A 16,079-nucleotide genomic window follows, 5' to 3' on the forward strand; every position below is an offset into this window, starting at 1 on the left:
GACCTAGGAGGAGCGATCCCGCCTCTGGTCGCCATCGTCCGATCGCACTTCTCGCGCGACAGGAGGTCGCATGTCCGATCCGATCGTTACCGACACACGCAACATCTTGTTGCAGTCTCTAAATCCGACCGCACGTGATGCGCTGCTCCATCTTGCGACGCGACACCAGCTGAACCGTCATCAGGTGCTCGCGTCGCCCGGAGAATGCCTGGACGCCGTCTGGTTTCCTGAAACGGCCATCGGATCCATTATCGCCGAAACGACCGATGGGCAGCGGATCGAGGCCGGCCTGGTCGGACGCGACGGCTTCCTGCCCGTCCAGTTCGCACTCAGCGATACCCAGATTGCGCATCTGACGGTGGTCCAGATCCCGGGCATCGCACTGTCTATCGCAGCCGACCCGCTGCGCGGTCTCATGAAGAAGTGCCCGGACCTGCGCGAAGCCCTGCTGTCCTTCGCGCATGTCCATTCCTTCCAGACCGCGCAGACCGCGCTGTGCAATGCCGCATACCGCGTCGAGCAGCGCCTCGCCCGCTGGCTCCTGATGTGCCACGACCGGGTGGACTGGAACGAATTGCCGCTGGTTCACGAATTCATTTCGGTCATGCTCGGCGTGCGCCGGGCCAGCGTGACGGACGCGCTGCACGTGCTCGAGGAACGGCAGCTCGTCATATCCGAGCGGGGCTGCATCGTGATCCGCGACCGTGCGGCGCTCGAGGATTTCGCCGGACCGAGCTACGGCGAGCCGGAAAAGCTGTATCGAAAGCTGTTCGGCCAGGCGCTCGCCTGACCGGCGCTTCGCGGGTGGCGCATCGACGGCGCCTGTGCGACACCGCCCGCCTACGGCAAACGTAGGCGACTGAGGGAAGGAATATTCTTGGCGGACACTAAGGCAGGATGGCGGTTCGCGATCGACCGGGGAGGAACCTTCACCGACGTGGTGGCGACGACCCCTGCCGGACAACTGGTGACGGACAAGCTGCTGTCCGAGAACCCGGCGCACTACGACGACGCGGCGACCGAGTCCGTCCGCCGCCTCATGGACCGGCATGGCGAGGGCCCCATTGCCGAAATGCGTATCGGGACCACCGTCGCCACGAACGCCCTTCTGGAGCGCAAGGGGGAGCGCCTCGCGCTCGCCATCACGAAAGGCTTTGCCGATGCCCTGCGCATAGGCACTCAGGCGCGCCCGGACATATTCGCCCGCCATATCGTCCTGCCCGAACAATTGCCTGAGCGGGTGGTCGAGATCGACGAGAGGATCGGGGCGGACGGAAACGTGCTGCGGGATCTCGATACCGCTGCGGCGCGGCAGACGTTCGCGGCGCTGCGCGAGGACGGCTACGATTCCATCGCCATAGTCCTGATGCATGGCTGGAAATACCGTCAGCACGAAGAAACCCTCGCGCGCCTGGCGAAGGAAGCTGGCTTCGCGCAGGTCAGCGTAAGCCACGAGGTCGCGCCGTTGATCCGGCTGGTGCCGCGCGGCGATACCACCGCGGTGGACGCCTATCTCTCGCCGGTGCTCGATCGCTATGTCGAGGGGTTGCGACGCAGCCTGCCCGCCACCGGCAATCTGCGCTTCATGCAGTCCAATGGTGGGCTGGCGGAAGTCGGCGCTTTCCGCGGCAAGGATGCGATCCTGTCCGGGCCGGCCGGAGGCGTCGTGGGGATGGTCGCCACCGGGGCCGAACTGGGCCATAGCAGGCTGATCGGGTTCGACATGGGCGGGACCAGCACGGATGTCGCGCATTACGCCGGCGAATACGAACTGACGGGCGACAGCGTGGTTGCTGGCGTGCGCGTGGCCGCGCCCATGATGCAGATCCACACCGTTGCGGCGGGCGGGGGGTCCATCTGCAGTTTCGACGGCGCGCGCTTCCGCGTCGGACCGGAAAGCGCCGGGGCGCATCCCGGGCCGGCCTGCTATCGCAATGGCGGTCCGCTGACGGTGACCGACTGCAATCTCGTCCTCGGACGGATCGATCCGGCCTTTTTCCCGCATGTCTTCGGCCCGGACGGCGATCAGCCGCTCGATCCCGCCGCCGCCCGCGCTCGGCTGGAAGAGGTGGCGGCGCAGCTGCCCGAGCCGCAGGATCTGGAAGATATCGCAAGAGGCTTTCTCGCCATTGCCGTCGACGGAATGGCGAACGCCATCCGCAAGATCAGCGTGGCGCGCGGGCATGATGTGACCCGCTACGCCCTGGCCTGTTTCGGGGGTGCGGGCGGCCAGCACGCCTGCATGGTCGCGGACGAGCTGGGGATCGAGACGGTGCTGGTCCATCCGCTTGCCGGGATGCTCTCCGCCTACGGAATCGGTCTGGCACCGGTAAAGGCGATCCACGAAGTAAGCATCGTGCGCCCGCTGGAGGACGATTTCGAAAGCGATCTGGCGGCGCTGGAGGAAACCGCGCGGGCTGCGCTCGTCGAACAGGGGATCGCGCCCGATGCGGTATGCACCGAGGCGAGCGCCCGCCTGCGTTTTTCCGGCAGCGACAGCGTGCTGAGCATTGCGTGCGAAGACCATGCGGAAATGGACGAGGCGTTCCGCCTGCTCCATCGCCGGCGCTTCGGCTACTCCGATGCGGAAGCCGCGATCATCGTCGAAGCGCTGAGCGTGGAAGCGAGCGGCCACTCGGGCGGTCTGGCCCGCGCCGCGGTCGAGCCGGACGCAACCGGGGGAGAAGCCAGCGGCGACTGGCCGACCTACGGACGGGCCGCGCTGGCGGACGGAGACGGCGTCGAAGGCCCGGCGCTGGTCATCGATCCCGGCTCCACCACCGTCGTGGAACCGGGATGGCGTGCGCGGCTTGCGGACGAGGGCAGCCTGGTGCTGGCTCGCGAGACGCAGCTGGTGCGCGACCGCGCGGCGGGGACCGATATCGACCCCGTACGGCTGGAGATCTTCAACAACCTGTTCATGGCGATCGCCGAGGAAATGGGAGTCGTGCTCCAGTCCACGGCGACGTCGGTCAATATCAAGGAGCGGCTCGATTTCTCCTGCGCCCTGTTCGATCGGGCCGGATCGCTGATCGCGAACGCCCCGCACATTCCGGTCCATCTGGGGTCGATGGGCGACAGTATCGCGCGGGTGATCGAAGTGCGCGGGCAAGGCCGCGACGGGCGCGGGTTCCGGCGCGGCGATGCCTACGTCCTGAACGACCCGTTCCGGGGCGGGACCCACCTGCCGGACATCACCGTGATCGTGCCGGTGTTCTACGACGAAGAGGCGGACGAGCCCGATGCCTTCGTCGCGGCGCGCGGCCACCACGCCGATATCGGCGGCATCGCGCCCGGCTCCATGCCGCCCGAAAGCCGGACCATCGAGGAGGAGGGCGTTATGATCGACAACCTCCTGATGGTGGATGAAGGCGAATTCCGCGACGGTGCAGTCAGGGCGGCGCTGGCGGACGCAAGGCATCCCGCCCGTAATCCCGACCGCAACCTGTCCGACCTGCGCGCGCAGCTGGCCGCCTGCACGCGCGGCGTGGAGCTGCTGCAGGCGGCGGCACGCGATCAAGGAGGGGATGTCGTCGCGGCCTATATGGACCATGTCCTCGCCAATGCGGAAGAAAGCGTGCGCGCCCTGCTCGGGCGGCTGGACGACGGCGAGTTCTCCTACGCGATGGACAATGGGGGGGAGGTGAAGGTCGCCGTCCGGATCGACGACGGGACGCGATCCGCGGTGTTCGATTTTTCCGGGACGAGCGAACAGCAGGCCGGCAATTTCAACGCCCCCCGCTCGATAACGCGGGCCGCGGCGTTGTATGTCCTGCGAACCCTCATCGACGATGCGATCCCGATGAACGACGGATGCCTTCGCCCGGTCGAACTGATCGTGCCGGAAGGCTCAATGCTCAATCCCCGTCCCGGCGCCGCGGTCGTGGCCGGGAACGTGGAAACGAGCCAGGTCGTGACCGATACGCTGTTCGCCGCGACGAACCGCCTGGCGCCGAGCCAGGGGACCATGAATAACTTCACCTTCGGCAATGACAGCCACCAGTATTACGAGACGATCTGCGGCGGTTCGGGCGCGGGCCCGGACCACGACGGGACGAGCGCGGTGCAGACCCACATGACCAACAGCCGCCTGACCGATCCGGAGATACTGGAGACGCGCCTGCCGGTGCGACTGGACACATTCGCGATCCGGCGGGGATCGGGCGGCGCGGGCGCGCATCGCGGCGGCGACGGGGTGGAGCGCCGGGTCACGTTCCTGGAGCCGATGCGGGCGAACATCCTCGCCAACCGGCGGTCGATACCGCCGCGCGGGATTGCAGGCGGCGGGGATGCCGAACCGGGTCGCAACTGGGTCGAGCGGGCGGACGGAACCCGCATGGAACTGGGCGCGACGGGATCGGCCGAGATGCAGCCCGGCGACAGCTTCGTGATACTGACGCCCGGTGGGGGCGGATACGGAAGGGCCGACGCATGAACTACTGGCCGCTGGTCGGCATCACGATCGTCGTTGCCGGGTTCGCGCTGCGCTTCAATCCACTGCTGGTGGTGGTGGGCGCGGCAGTCGCGACGGGTCTGCTGGCCGGGCTGGATTTCGTGGCGGTGGTCGAGGCGCTCGGCGCCGCGTTCAACGACAACCGCTATATCAGCGTGACCTGGATCATCCTGCCGGTCATCGGACTGCTGGAAAGATACGGCCTGCAGCAGCGTGCCCGGGCAGTGATCGAAGGTCTGCGCGGGGCCACCATGGGCAAGCTTCTGGTCGTCTATCTCGGCTTTCGCCAGATCACCGCGGCGATCGGGATGAAGGACATCGGTGGCCATCCGCAGGCGGTGCGGCCGCTGATCGCCCCGATGGCGGAGGCCGCCGCGCACAAGAGTCACGGCCAGCTGTCCGACGAGGAGAACGACAAGGTGAAGGCCATGTCGGCGGCGACCGACAATGTCGGCCTGTTCTTCGGGGAGGACATCTTCTTCGCGATCGCATCCATCCTGCTGATCCAGGGCGTGTTCGAAAGCGCAGGCTATCCGCTGACGCCGCTGCAATTGTCCGTGTGGGCGATCCCGACCGCGATCTGTGCCTTCTTCATCCATGGCGGCCGGATCCTCGCATTCGACCGCCGGCTGGGGAGGCGGGCGCGATGATCACGTACGAATGGCTCTATGTCCTGACAGGCTTCTTCTTCCTCGCCTGGTCGCTGTTGAGCGCGATGGACCGGACGAACGGCAAGCGGTGGGGCAATGCCGCGTTCTGGGGCCTGCTGGCGGGGAGCTTCCTGTTCGGCAGCCATATCGGGGACTTCGCCAACGGCGTCCTTGTCCTCGCGCTGGTCGGCATTGCGGGTGTCGGCGGGCTGGGGCGGAGCGACCCGCCGACGACCTCGCCGGAGGAGCGGCTGAACTTCTCCGCCCTGCTGGGTAACCGGCTGTTCCTGCCCGCTCTCGTCGTCCCGATCACGGCGGTCGCCGGGACGCTGCTCTACAATTACACGCCCCTGTCGGAGACGGGGCTGATCGAGGAGCGGCGCGAGACGCTCATCCTGTTTGCCGTGGGCGTCCTCTTCGCGCTGGCAGCGGCGATGGTCTGGCTGAAGCCGCCCGCACTCGCACCTGCGGAGGAGGGGCGCAGGCTGCTCGATTCCATCGGCTGGGCCGCGATCCTGCCGCAGATGCTGGCGGCGCTGGGCGCAGTGTTCGCGCTGGCCGGGGTGGGGGACATCATTGGCAGTCTCGCAGGTTCGGTCATTCCGGACGGCAGCGTCCTGTTGACCGTGATAGTCTTCTGTCTCGGCATGGCGATCTTCACGATGATCATGGGCAACGCCTTTGCCGCCTTCCCGGTGATGGCGGCCGCGATCGGCATTCCGCTTCTGGTCGAGGACTATGGCGGCAATCCCGCGGTGATCGGCGCGGTCGGCATGCTGGCGGGTTTCTGCGGAACGCTGCTGACGCCTATGGCCGCCAACTTCAACATCGTGCCCGCCGCGCTGCTCGAACTGAAGGACCAGAACGGCGTGATCCGGCAGCAGGTATGGACCGCGATCCCGCTCTGGGTCTGCAATGTCGCGATCATCTATATCGGAGGATACCTGCTGTGGACCTGACGCAGGATATCGCCAGCCGCTTCGCGCGGACCGCTCTCGGCCATGTGACCCGACCGTACCCCTACAAGGACGACCATGTGTTCACGGGCGATGCCGATGCCCGCCCGCCGCGCGTCGATCACCCGGTGTTTTTCGGCAGCTTCGACTGGCACAGCTGCGTCCACGGATGGTGGACCCTGCTGACCTTGCGGCGGCTGTTCCCCGACATGCCGGAGGCAGGCGAAATCGCCGCGCTGGGCGACGCGACATTCACCCCGGAGAAGCTCGCTGTCGAACTAGCCTACCTCGAGCGGCCGGAATCGCGCGGGTTCGAACGGCCCTACGGATGGGGCTGGCTGCTGTATCTGCATCACGAAGCGTCACGGCACACGGACCGGGACTGGGGCCGCCGGATAGAACCGCTCGCCCGCGCCTTCGCGGACCGGTTCGGGAATTACCTGCGCGTCCTGACCTACGCGATTACCGTGGGCACGCACTTCAACACGGCCTTCGCGCTCGTGCTGGCGCGCGAATGGGCGCAGGAGCGCGATTCGCGCCTGTTCGCGACTATCGACGAGTGGGCGCTCGCCGCGTTCGGGTCGCGCACGGACTATCGCGGGTGGGAGCCGGGGGGCGACGAATTCCTGTCGCCCGTGTTGATCGCCGCGCTGCTGATGGCCCGGGTCATGCCGCAGACGCAGTTCGTGCCGTGGTTCGAAGGGCTGGTGCTGGAGAACGGTTGGGTGCGCGATCTCGTGCCGGCGACCGTTTCGGACCGCAGCGACGGCAAGATCGCCCATCTCGACGGGCTGAATCTCAGCCGCGCCTGGTGTCTCACGGAAATCGCGAAGGTGCTGGGCCCCCATCCGGAAGCCGACATGATCCGGGACGTCGCCCGCCGGCACGGCTCAGCGGCGATGGACCATGTGACCGGCGACTACATGGGCGAACACTGGCTGGCGAGCTTCGCCCTGCTTGCGCTGCTGGCTTCGCGGGACTAGCCCCCCGCCAGGGCGTCCACGAAGTTCTGCCGCCACTTCTCGACCGTCTCGGTCGCAACGACCTCGTTCAGCTTTTCCCACCGGTCCCTGCGCTCGTCGAGCGGCATCTCGATCGCCTGCCCGATCGCCCGGCTGACTTCTTCCATGGAATAGGGATTGACCAGCAGCGCATCGTCCATCTGCTCGGCCGCGCCGGCGAAGCGGGAGAGGACCAGCACGCCCGGGTCCTCCTCATCCTGCGCCGCGATATATTCCTTGGCGACCAGGTTCATCCCGTCGCGCAAGGGCGTCACCAGCCCGACATGGGCCGCGCGATAGAACCCGAACAGCTCCTGCCGGGGATAGCCGCGATTGACGTAGCGGATCGGGACCAGGTCCACCTCGGAGCGAGCGCCGTTGATCTGCCCCGCCTTCTGCTCGAGGGTCTCGCGGATCTGCTGGTAGGTGGTCACGTCCTGCCGCGAGGGCGGGGCGACCTGCACGAACAGCGTTTCCTTCACCCGGTGCGGGTTTTCGTCGAAATACCGCCCGACCGCGTCGAATTTCTCCGGCAGACCCTTCGAATAGTCGAGCCGGTCGACCCCGATGATCAGCTTGCGATGCCGCGAACTGGACAGCATGCGCTGTTCCGCCTGGCGCGATGCGCCCGACTTGCCGCCTTCCAGGAATTCCTCGTAATCGAGCCCGATCGGGAAGGACCGGACCGACACGCTGCGCCCGCGATAATCGACCCGCCCGGTGTCCTCGTCCACGTCGGCACCCAGTTCCTTGCGGCAATAGGCGAGGAAGCTGTCGACCGATTCCTCGTCCTGGAACCCGATCAGGTCGTATTGCAGCATGGTGAGGACAAGCCGCTCGTGGAAGGGCAGCGCCACCAACAGATTGCGCGGCGGCCAGGGTATGTGGAGGAAGAAGCCGATCTTGTTTTCGGCCCCGCCTGCCCGCAACCGCTCGCCCAGCGGCAGCAGGTGGTAATCGTGCACCCAGATCAGGTCGTCTTCTTCCAGCAGCGGACCCAGCGTCTGCGCGAAGCGTTCGTTGACCCGTTCGTACCCCTTGCCGAAATCGCTCCGATATTCGGCGAGGTCGACGCGGTAATGGAACAGCGGCCAGAGCGAGCGGTTCGCGTAACCGTTGTAGTATTCCTCGACGTCCTGCGCTTCCAGGTCGATCGTCGCGGTCGTCACCCCGTCGATGTTCTGCAGGTTCAGATGGCCGGTGAACTCGTCGACTTCCTCACCCGACCATCCGAACCACATGCCCTTTCGTTCGCGCAGTGCAGAGCCGAGAGCGACCGCCAATCCACCCTGTGCGCCTGCGGCCCCCCGGGCCTTGGGAACGGAAACACGGTTGGATACGACGATCAGGCGGCTCAACGAATGGAACTCCACGACTTGGACAACAGGGCGGCGCAATTGATGATTCCGACCAGCGAGTAGGTCTGCGGAAAATTGCCCCACAATTCGCCGGTCTCGAAATCCAGGTCCTCCGACAGGAGACCCGAGCGCGTCCGGTGCGATAGCATCTTTTCGAACAGATCGCGCGCCTCTTCCGGCCGACCTGCCAAATGTAAGGCTTCGATCAGCCAGAACGTGCAGATGTTGAAGGCGGTTTCGGGCAGGCCGAAATCGTCCTCGCTGTCGTAGCGCAGCATGTGCTCGCCACGTCGCAGGTTCTTCTCGATCGCGGCGAAGGTGGACTGGAACCGGTCGTCCTCCGGCTTCAGGAATTTGAGGTCGATCATCTGCAGCACGCTCGCATCCAGGTGCGATCCGCCCATGGCCGAGGCGTAGTATTCGCCGTCCTCGTTCCACGCCTGCGTTTCGATCATGGTGCGGATCTTTTGCGCCCGGCCCGACCAGAGCTGTTCCTTGTCCGTCATGCCGCGATAGCGCGCGACATTGGCCAGCCGGTCGCAGGCGGCCCAGCTCATCAGCGTGGAATAGGTATGGACTTCCTGCCGGGTGCGGAATTCCCACAGGCCCGCATCGGGCTTGTCGTGGAAGTTCCACGCCATCTCGCCCACGCGTTCCAGGCTTTCGAAGTCGGAATCGTCCGCCATGCGGAACAGGCGATGGTCGTAGAACGCCTGTGCCGTCGGCAAAACGATCTGGCCGTAGGCGTCGTGCTGTTCCTGGAAATAGGCGGCATTGCCGACCCGCACCGGTCCCATCCCGCGATAGCCCGCCAGGCTGTCGGCCATGGTCTCGGTCAGTTCGGTTTCGCCCATCACGGAATAGAGCGGCTGGATGCGCCCGCCGTCGCAATTGTCGACGATGTTGCGCAGGTAGGCGAGGTACTTTTCCAGCACGTCCAGCGCGCCGAGGCCGTTCAGGGCCTGCACCGTGTAATAGGAATCGCGGATCCAGCAGAACCGGTAGTCCCAGTTGCGCTCGCTCCCCGGCGCTTCGGGCACGGACGTGGTCAATGCGGCGACGATGGCGCCCGTTTCCTCGTGCTGGCAGATCTTGAGCGTGATGGCGGCGCGGATGACGGCGTCCTGCCATTCCATCGGCGTCGCCAGGCCGCGCGCCCAGTCGCGCCAGTAATCGTCGGTCGCTTCCAGCATCCCTTCGACCTCGTTGCCGACATTGCCGTTGAACGGCTCGTCCGGCCCGAGGAAGAAATGCAGGTCCCGTTCGACGCGGAAGGTGCGTTTTTCGAGGATGTAGCCGATCGGCGCATCGGTGGAGAGGCGGATCGCCTGCGGTCCGATCAGGTAGCGGATGTGGTTGGTGCCGTGCGTCGTCTCCGCGACCTTGCTGCCGTATCCCGTCATCGGGGACAGGTTGATGCGGATGCGCGGTGTGCCGGCCACCGGGCGCACGATGCGGATGAAGGCGACCGGGCGGTACATCCGGCCCGAGCGGCTGAAACGCGGGCAGGCATCGATCACCTCGATCGCGCTGCCGTCCTTCGCTTCCAGCCGGGTTTTCAGCGTGGCGGTGTTGCGGCAGTATTCCTGGCTGGAGGACACCTGGTCGACCAGTTCGAACCGCCAGACGCCTTCGTCCTGTCGGTCACCGTTGAGGAGGGAGCAGAACACCGGGTCCCCGTCCACCCGCGGGACGCAGGCCCAGACGAAACCGGCATCGGCATCGACCATCGCCGAAACCTGGCAATTGCCGATCGGCCACAGATCGAGCGAACTCACAGACCGAGCCATGCATGCACCTCCGAAACATCGTCGAACCGGTACCGGGCGGCGGTTTCCCGCGGCTCGCCCACGAGGACGCCGAACCCGCCGAGATCGCCGGCAGCCCGGAACCCGTCCTCGTCGCCCACATCGTCGCCTACGAATACCGGCATTCCGTCGGAGAACGGCTTCGCGTCCATGATCGCGCGGACCGCCGCGCCCTTGTCCGCCGTGCTGTGCGTGAGTTCGATCACCATCTTTCCTCGCTTGATCCGCAGGTCGTGCAGGGCGGCGAGCTCGTCCGCAAGCGCCTCCACCCGGTGGCGGGCATCGGGATTGGCCCGGTAATGCAGGCCGAACCCGTGCGCCTTGCGTTCGATCAGCAATCCTTCGCATTCCTGCGCGAAGCGTTCCACCGCCCGCAGCGCCGCGTCGCTCCGGCCCGGATCGACGGGCGCCGCTTCCACGCCCGGGAGATTGTGGAATTCCGCGCCGTGGGACCCCGACATCGCGATCCCGTCGGTGCTCAGATGGCCCGTGATGTCGTCCAGATAGCGGCCGGTCACCAGCGCCAGCCGTCCGTCCTGCCGGCCTGCCAGCGCCACGAGCCTTTCGCCCAGCGTTTCGGGGACTTTGATCCCGTCGGGAGTGTCGGCCAGGGGAACCAAAGTGCCGTCGAAATCTAGAAACAGGGACACCGGACCCATTCCGGCGAGGGGTGGCGGCTTGGCAGTTGGCAAATCGATCACCTTTTCGGGGCTGGCAACGTGACTATCGGTAAGCGCGGACGACCCTGCGGTTCCGGGAACGACAGGACAAGGGGCTTTGCCCCGCGCAACACAGCTGCATAGCTATGCGTGTGGCAATTTCGCGACTTATGGCCGATTGATGCAATCGGGAACGAACGAGGGACTGCGCTTTTCGATGACGGCTTCTTCCATTCTGCTGCTTTTCGGCGCGACCGGGGATCTTTCGCGCCGGATGCTGCTGCCTTCGCTCTTCGCCCTGCACGAGGAGAACCTGGTCCCGGACGACCTCAGGATCGTCGGCACCGCACGGAGCGAGCTATCGGACCAGGGCTTCCGGGAATTCGCCGCCGAAGCGCTGACCGAATACCTGCCCGACGACCGGCAGGACAGCGCGACCATCGCCTCGTTCCTGGAGCGGCTCGAATACCAGCCGCTGGACGCCTCCACCGTCGAGGGGTTCGACGACCTGGCCAAGAAGCTCGGCGATATATCCGGCGGCATTGCGATCTTCCTGTCCACCGCGCCCTTCCTGTTCGAACCAACGATCAAGGGCCTTGCCTCGGCGGGCCTTGCAGGGCCGAACGTGCGGATCGGGCTGGAAAAGCCGCTTGGCAACGACCTCGAAAGCTCGCGCGTTATCAACGACGCGGTCGCTGCCGCCTTTGACGAGGACCGCATTTTCCGCATCGACCATTACCTGGGCAAGGAAACAGTCCAGAACCTGATGGCGCTGCGCTTCGCCAACATGATGTTCGAACCGCTGTGGAATGCCAACGGCATCGAGCACGTCCAGATCACGGTGAGCGAGACCGTGGGGCTGGAAGGGCGTCACGATTTCTACGACGAGACCGGCGCGCTGCGCGACATGGTGCAGAACCACATGCTGCAGCTCCTGGCGCTGACCGCGATGGAGGCCCCGGCCGATTTCGACGCGACTAGCGTGCGCGACGAAAAGGTGAAGGTCCTGCGATCGCTGCGCCCCGTCGCCGCCGACGAGATGGTCCGAGGGCAGTATCGCAGCGGCGCGATCGACGGTGCCGCCGTCGAGGGATATCCGGACGATCTGGGCGAGGAATCGCGCACCGAGACCTTCGTCGCGATCAAGGCCCATGTCGACAACTGGCGCTGGCAGGGCGTGCCGTTCTACCTCAGGACCGGCAAGCGGATGCAGGAGCGCCGCAGCGAGATCGTGGTCCAGTTCAAGGACGTGCCGCACAATATCTTCGCCCGGCGCGGCGGGAAGCTGGTCGCCAATCGGCTGGTCATCCGCCTGCAGCCGGAAGAATATGTCCGCCTGATGGTCATGGCCAAGCAGCCGGGTATGGACCGCGAGGGCGTCACCTTGCGCGAAGTACCGCTCGACCTGTCGCTGACCCAAGCCTTCGCCCGCGCGCGCCGCCGGATCGCCTACGAGCGCCTGCTGCTGGACCTCATCGACGGCGATCCCACCCTCTTCGTCCGGCGCGACGAGGTGGAAGCGCAGTGGCGCTGGATCGACGCGATCCGGAACGTCTGGGCGGAACAGGACGTCGAGCCCAAGCCTTATGGCTCCGGAAGCTGGGGTCCGAGTGCCGCCATCGCCCTGGCCGAACGCGACGGGAGAAGCTGGCATGAGTGAGGGAACGAGCGGTGCGGATCGGGGCCGGATGATGCCCGACGGCTGGCACGAATTCGCCGATGGCCGCGCGATGGCCGTCGCATGCGCGAAAAGCGTAGCGGACGCCATCGATCGAGCGCTTCAATCGCATGGCGATGCCCTCCTCGCTTTTCCCGGGGGATCGACCCCGGTGGAGGCATTCGAGATACTCGCCGAGGAGCCCGTGGACTGGGAAAGGGTGACGATCCTGCCCGGTGACGACCGCCTCGTCGGCTGGGACGACCCGCTCTCCAACTTCGCGCAATTGCGGGGTTTCTTCGCCAAAACCGGCGCGAACCTGCTGCCGCTATTCGATGGCGAGACCGAGCAGGTCCAGGCGGCCCGGCAGGCGAACGAGGCACTGGCCCGCTTCGACCGGCCGCTCGACCTGGTCTGGCTCGGCGTGGGCGGGGACGGCCATACCGCCTCGATCTTTCCCGGCCCCGATTACGCCGAAGCCCTTGCCACAACCGAGACCACGTTGGTGGTGCGACCCGATCCCCTGCCGCCGGAAGCGCCGGTCGCGCGCATCACACTCAGCCCCGCCGCGATCCGTTCGGCCGGGCACCGCATGATCTCCCTGCGCGGCCCCGCGAAGCGCGAAGTCCTCCTGAAAGCGCTGGCGGACGGCGACCGGAGCGAGTTCCCGGTCGGCAGGGTGATGAATGACACGGACGCAGATTTCTACTGGAGCCCATGATGGCACTCGACAGCACCGTCGCCAAAGTCACTGACCGGATTGTTGAGCGCTCGCGCGAAGGCAGGCAGCGCTACCTCGACCTCATCGACCGCCAACGCGACGAGGGCGTCAATCGACCGACGCTGTCCTGCGGGAACCTTGCCCACGGCTTCGCGGCGAGTGGGGAGGACAAGCCGGCGATCCGGGGCGGCGAGGCGATGAATATCGGCATCGTCACGGCCTACAACGACATGCTGAGCGCGCATCAGCCCTACGGCCGGTACCCAGAACAGATAAAGATCTTCGCGCGGGAGAAGGGCGCCACGGCCCAGGTCGCAGGCGGAGTTCCGGCCATGTGCGACGGCGTGACGCAGGGGCAGGATTCCATGGAGCTGTCCCTCTTCAGCCGGGACGTGATCGCCATGGGCGCGGCGGTTGGCCTCAGCCACGGGATGTTCGAAGGCGCTTTGTTGCTCGGCATCTGCGACAAGATTGTCCCCGGCCTGCTGATCGGTTCACTGCGCTTCGGGTACCTGCCCACGATCCTCGTCCCGGCAGGGCCCATGCCCTCGGGTCTCGCCAACAAGGAGAAGATCCGCATCCGGCAGCTCTATGCCGAAGGCAAGGTCGGCGAGGAGGAACTGCTCGAAGCGGAAAGCGCGAGCTACCACGGGGCGGGCACCTGCACCTTCTACGGCACGGCCAATTCCAACCAGATGATGATGGAGATGATGGGTCTCCACATGCCGGGGTCGAGCTTCGTCAATCCGGGCAACAAGCTGCGGCAGGAACTCACGCGATCGGCCGTCCACCGGGTCACCGAGATCGGCTGGCGCGGCGAGGACTATCGTCCGCTGGGCCGATGCATCGACGAGAAGGCGATCGTCAACGCGGTCGTCGGGCTCCTCGCCACCGGGGGATCGACCAACCACGTGCTGCATATCCCGGCCATCGCGCGGGCCGCAGGGATCGCAATCGACTGGGACGACATGGACGAACTGAGCCGCGTCGTGCCGCTCGTCGCCAGCGTCTACCCAAACGGGTCCGGCGACATCAATTTCTTCCATGCGGCAGGCGGCATGCCCTTCGTGATCCGTGAGCTTCTGGACGCCGGTCTGGCGCATGCGGACATCCCGACGGTCTATGGTGCCTCGCTCGAGGAAGGGGCACAGGAGCCGGTGATGGACGGGGACCGGCTGGTTTGGAAGCCTGCGGCAAGCGAGACCCGCGACGACACCTTGCTGAAGCCGGTGGCCGATCCCTTCCAGCCCGATGGCGGGCTGGCGCTGCTGGGCGGCAATCTGGGTCGCGCGACGATGAAGGTGAGCGCCGTCGCGCCGGAGCACCGGACGGTGGAAGCGCCGTGCAGGGTGTTCGAAACCCAGAACGACGTTGCGACCGCATTCAAGGCAGGCGAGCTCGATCGGGACGTCGTGGTGGTCGTGCGGTTCCAGGGTCCCGCCGCGAACGGCATGCCAGAACTGCACAAGCTGACCCCCCTCCTCGGCGTCGCGCAGGACCGCGGGTACAAGGTCGCGCTGGTGACCGACGGGCGCATGTCGGGTGCCAGCGGCAAGGTGCCCGCCGCCATCCACGTTTCCCCCGAAGCCTATCACGGTGGGGCACTCTGCCGCCTGCGCGACGGGGATGTCGTGCGGGTCGATGCGAAAGCGGGAGAACTGCGCGCGCTGGTCGACGAAGATGAATGGGAAGCGCGTGAGCAGGCCCCCGTTCCGCCCGCGCAGTGGGGCACGGGCCGCGAGCTTTTCGCCATGCTGCGCCACCATGCGGATCCTGCGGAGAAGGGCGGCAGCGCGATGCTCGCCGAGGCCGGGCTGTGACACACGAGAGCCTCGTCGCGGTCGATATCGGCGGAACACACGCCCGGTTCGCTATCGCCTCTGTCGCCGAGGACGGCACGATCACGCTCGACGAGCCGGAAACACTACACACGCAGGACCATGTCAGTTTCCAGACGGCGTGGGAGGACTTCCGGGCCCGCAAGGGCGGCTCGCTGCCGAACGCGGTCAGCCTGGCCATCGCGGGGCCGGTGGGCGGCGACGTGATCCGGTTCACCAACAACCCTTGGATCATCCGTCCGGCCTTGGTGCGCGAGAAACTGGGCGTCGATCACTACACTATCGTCAACGACTTCTCCGCCGTGGCCCATGCGGTCGCGAAGGCCGAGCCCGAGCAGTTGCTGCACCTGGCAGGCCCCGACATCCCGTTGACGCAGGACGGCACGATCAGCGTCGTTGGTCCGGGGACCGGCCTCGGCGTTGCCCATCTCTACCGTTCGGGCGGAGAGTATCGCGTGCAGGCGACGGAGGGCGGCCATATCGATTTCGCGCCGCTAGACCAGATCGAGGATGCGCTGCTGGCGCGCCTGCGCCGCCGGCACACGCGGGTTTCGATCGAGCGCGTGGTTTCCGGGCCGGGGATTGAGGATATCTACCAGACGCTTGCCAAGCTGGAGGGCCGCACGGTGCCCGACCGGTCCGATGTCGATATCTGGAAGGCGGGAATGGCCGGGGAAGACAGCCTGGCCGCGGCCGCTGTGGACCGGTTCTGCCTGTCCCTCGGAAGCGTGGCAGGCGACATCGCGCTCGCGCAGGGCGGCTTCGGCGGCGTCGTGATCGCCGGCGGTCTGGGCTACAGGTTGCGGGAGATCATGCCGCGCTCCGGCTTTGCCGAACGGTTCAGCGCCAAGGGGCGCTTCGCCGGGCTCATGTCCAAGATCCCCGTCAAGCTGATCGTCCATCCGCAGCCGGGCCTCTACGGCGCGGCGGCGGCCTTCCTCAAGGAACACCCCGAATGACGGCGGGCGCACGCCCGTC

General features: G+C 66.4%; 12 protein-coding genes. 9 read left to right on the forward strand and 3 right to left on the reverse strand.

The window, feature by feature from the left end:
* Nucleotides 1–70: 70 nt before the first annotated feature.
* The 5 genes from AB1K63_RS00510 to AB1K63_RS00530 all read left to right on the forward strand — a co-directional run bounded on the left by AB1K63_RS00510 (nucleotide 71) and on the right by AB1K63_RS00530 (nucleotide 7,042).
* Nucleotides 71–790 (forward strand): Crp/Fnr family transcriptional regulator, encoded by a 720-nt coding sequence (locus tag AB1K63_RS00510; protein ID WP_366957931.1) that lies wholly within the window; start codon nucleotides 71–73, stop codon nucleotides 788–790.
* A gap of 81 nt (nucleotides 791–871) precedes the next feature.
* Nucleotides 872–4,435, forward strand: coding sequence for a hydantoinase B/oxoprolinase family protein (locus AB1K63_RS00515; protein WP_366960616.1), 3,564 nt, complete (start codon nucleotides 872–874; stop codon nucleotides 4,433–4,435).
* Nucleotides 4,432–5,103 (forward strand): DUF969 domain-containing protein, encoded by a 672-nt coding sequence (locus AB1K63_RS00520; protein ID WP_366957932.1) that lies wholly within the window; start codon nucleotides 4,432–4,434, stop codon nucleotides 5,101–5,103. The genes AB1K63_RS00515 and AB1K63_RS00520 overlap by 4 nt, the downstream gene beginning before the upstream one ends.
* Nucleotides 5,100–6,062: a DUF979 domain-containing protein gene (locus tag AB1K63_RS00525; RefSeq protein WP_366957933.1), complete on the forward strand. Its 963-nt coding sequence runs from the start codon at nucleotides 5,100–5,102 to the stop codon at nucleotides 6,060–6,062. Before AB1K63_RS00520 ends, AB1K63_RS00525 begins: the two co-directional genes overlap by 4 nt.
* On the forward strand, nucleotides 6,053–7,042 hold the full coding sequence (locus tag AB1K63_RS00530; protein WP_366957934.1) for a DUF2891 domain-containing protein: 990 nt from the start codon (nucleotides 6,053–6,055) through the stop codon (nucleotides 7,040–7,042). The genes AB1K63_RS00525 and AB1K63_RS00530 overlap by 10 nt, the downstream gene beginning before the upstream one ends.
* Here AB1K63_RS00530 and AB1K63_RS00535 read toward each other — a convergent pair.
* The 3 genes from AB1K63_RS00535 to otsB are packed head-to-tail and all read right to left on the reverse strand — an operon-like array spanning nucleotide 7,039 to nucleotide 10,876.
* Entirely contained in the window at nucleotides 7,039–8,418 is a 1,380-nt protein-coding gene (locus AB1K63_RS00535; protein WP_366957935.1) for a trehalose-6-phosphate synthase, read from the reverse strand. The genes AB1K63_RS00530 and AB1K63_RS00535 overlap by 4 nt on opposite strands.
* Nucleotides 8,415–10,208, reverse strand: coding sequence for a glycoside hydrolase family 15 protein (locus AB1K63_RS00540; RefSeq protein WP_366957936.1), 1,794 nt, complete (start codon nucleotides 10,206–10,208; stop codon nucleotides 8,415–8,417). The genes AB1K63_RS00535 and AB1K63_RS00540 overlap by 4 nt, the downstream gene beginning before the upstream one ends.
* On the reverse strand, nucleotides 10,193–10,876 hold the full coding sequence (gene otsB, locus AB1K63_RS00545) for a trehalose-phosphatase (RefSeq protein WP_366957937.1): 684 nt from the start codon (nucleotides 10,874–10,876) through the stop codon (nucleotides 10,193–10,195). Before otsB ends, AB1K63_RS00540 begins: the two co-directional genes overlap by 16 nt.
* 226 nt (nucleotides 10,877–11,102) lie before the next feature.
* Here otsB and zwf point away from each other — a divergent pair, with 226 nt between their 5' ends.
* From zwf to glk, 4 genes are read left to right on the forward strand one after another with little or no spacing between them, the layout of a single operon-like run.
* Nucleotides 11,103–12,545 carry a glucose-6-phosphate dehydrogenase gene (zwf, locus tag AB1K63_RS00550; RefSeq protein WP_366957938.1) on the forward strand — a complete coding sequence of 481 codons (1,443 nt, stop codon included), beginning with the start codon at nucleotides 11,103–11,105 and terminating at the stop codon, nucleotides 12,543–12,545.
* Nucleotides 12,538–13,263: a 6-phosphogluconolactonase gene (pgl, locus tag AB1K63_RS00555; RefSeq protein ID WP_366957939.1), complete on the forward strand. Its 726-nt coding sequence runs from the start codon at nucleotides 12,538–12,540 to the stop codon at nucleotides 13,261–13,263. Before zwf ends, pgl begins: the two co-directional genes overlap by 8 nt.
* Nucleotides 13,263–15,083, forward strand: a complete 1,821-nt coding sequence (gene edd / locus AB1K63_RS00560) for a phosphogluconate dehydratase (RefSeq protein WP_366960617.1) — start codon at nucleotides 13,263–13,265, stop codon at nucleotides 15,081–15,083. Before pgl ends, edd begins: the two co-directional genes overlap by 1 nt.
* Nucleotides 15,080–16,060, forward strand: a complete 981-nt coding sequence (gene glk / locus AB1K63_RS00565; RefSeq protein ID WP_366957940.1) for a glucokinase — start codon at nucleotides 15,080–15,082, stop codon at nucleotides 16,058–16,060. The genes edd and glk overlap by 4 nt, the downstream gene beginning before the upstream one ends.
* Nucleotides 16,061–16,079: the final 19 nt, after the last annotated feature.

Origin of the sequence: Qipengyuania sp. JC766, from assembly GCF_040717445.1 — a bacterium.
GTDB lineage: Bacteria > Pseudomonadota > Alphaproteobacteria > Sphingomonadales > Sphingomonadaceae > JC766.

Coding starts and splice junctions, on each gene's coding strand:
- pgl (WP_366957939.1), top strand. CDS start 12,538: ATGAGTGAGGGAACGAGCGGTGCGGATCGGGGCCGGATGATGCCCGAC.
- AB1K63_RS00540 (WP_366957936.1), bottom strand. CDS start 10,208: ATGGCTCGGTCTGTGAGTTCGCTCGATCTGTGGCCGATCGGCAATTGC.
- AB1K63_RS00525 (WP_366957933.1), top strand. CDS start 5,100: ATGATCACGTACGAATGGCTCTATGTCCTGACAGGCTTCTTCTTCCTC.
- edd (WP_366960617.1), top strand. CDS start 13,263: ATGGCACTCGACAGCACCGTCGCCAAAGTCACTGACCGGATTGTTGAG.
- AB1K63_RS00510 (WP_366957931.1), top strand. CDS start 71: ATGTCCGATCCGATCGTTACCGACACACGCAACATCTTGTTGCAGTCT.
- zwf (WP_366957938.1), top strand. CDS start 11,103: ATGACGGCTTCTTCCATTCTGCTGCTTTTCGGCGCGACCGGGGATCTT.
- AB1K63_RS00520 (WP_366957932.1), top strand. CDS start 4,432: ATGAACTACTGGCCGCTGGTCGGCATCACGATCGTCGTTGCCGGGTTC.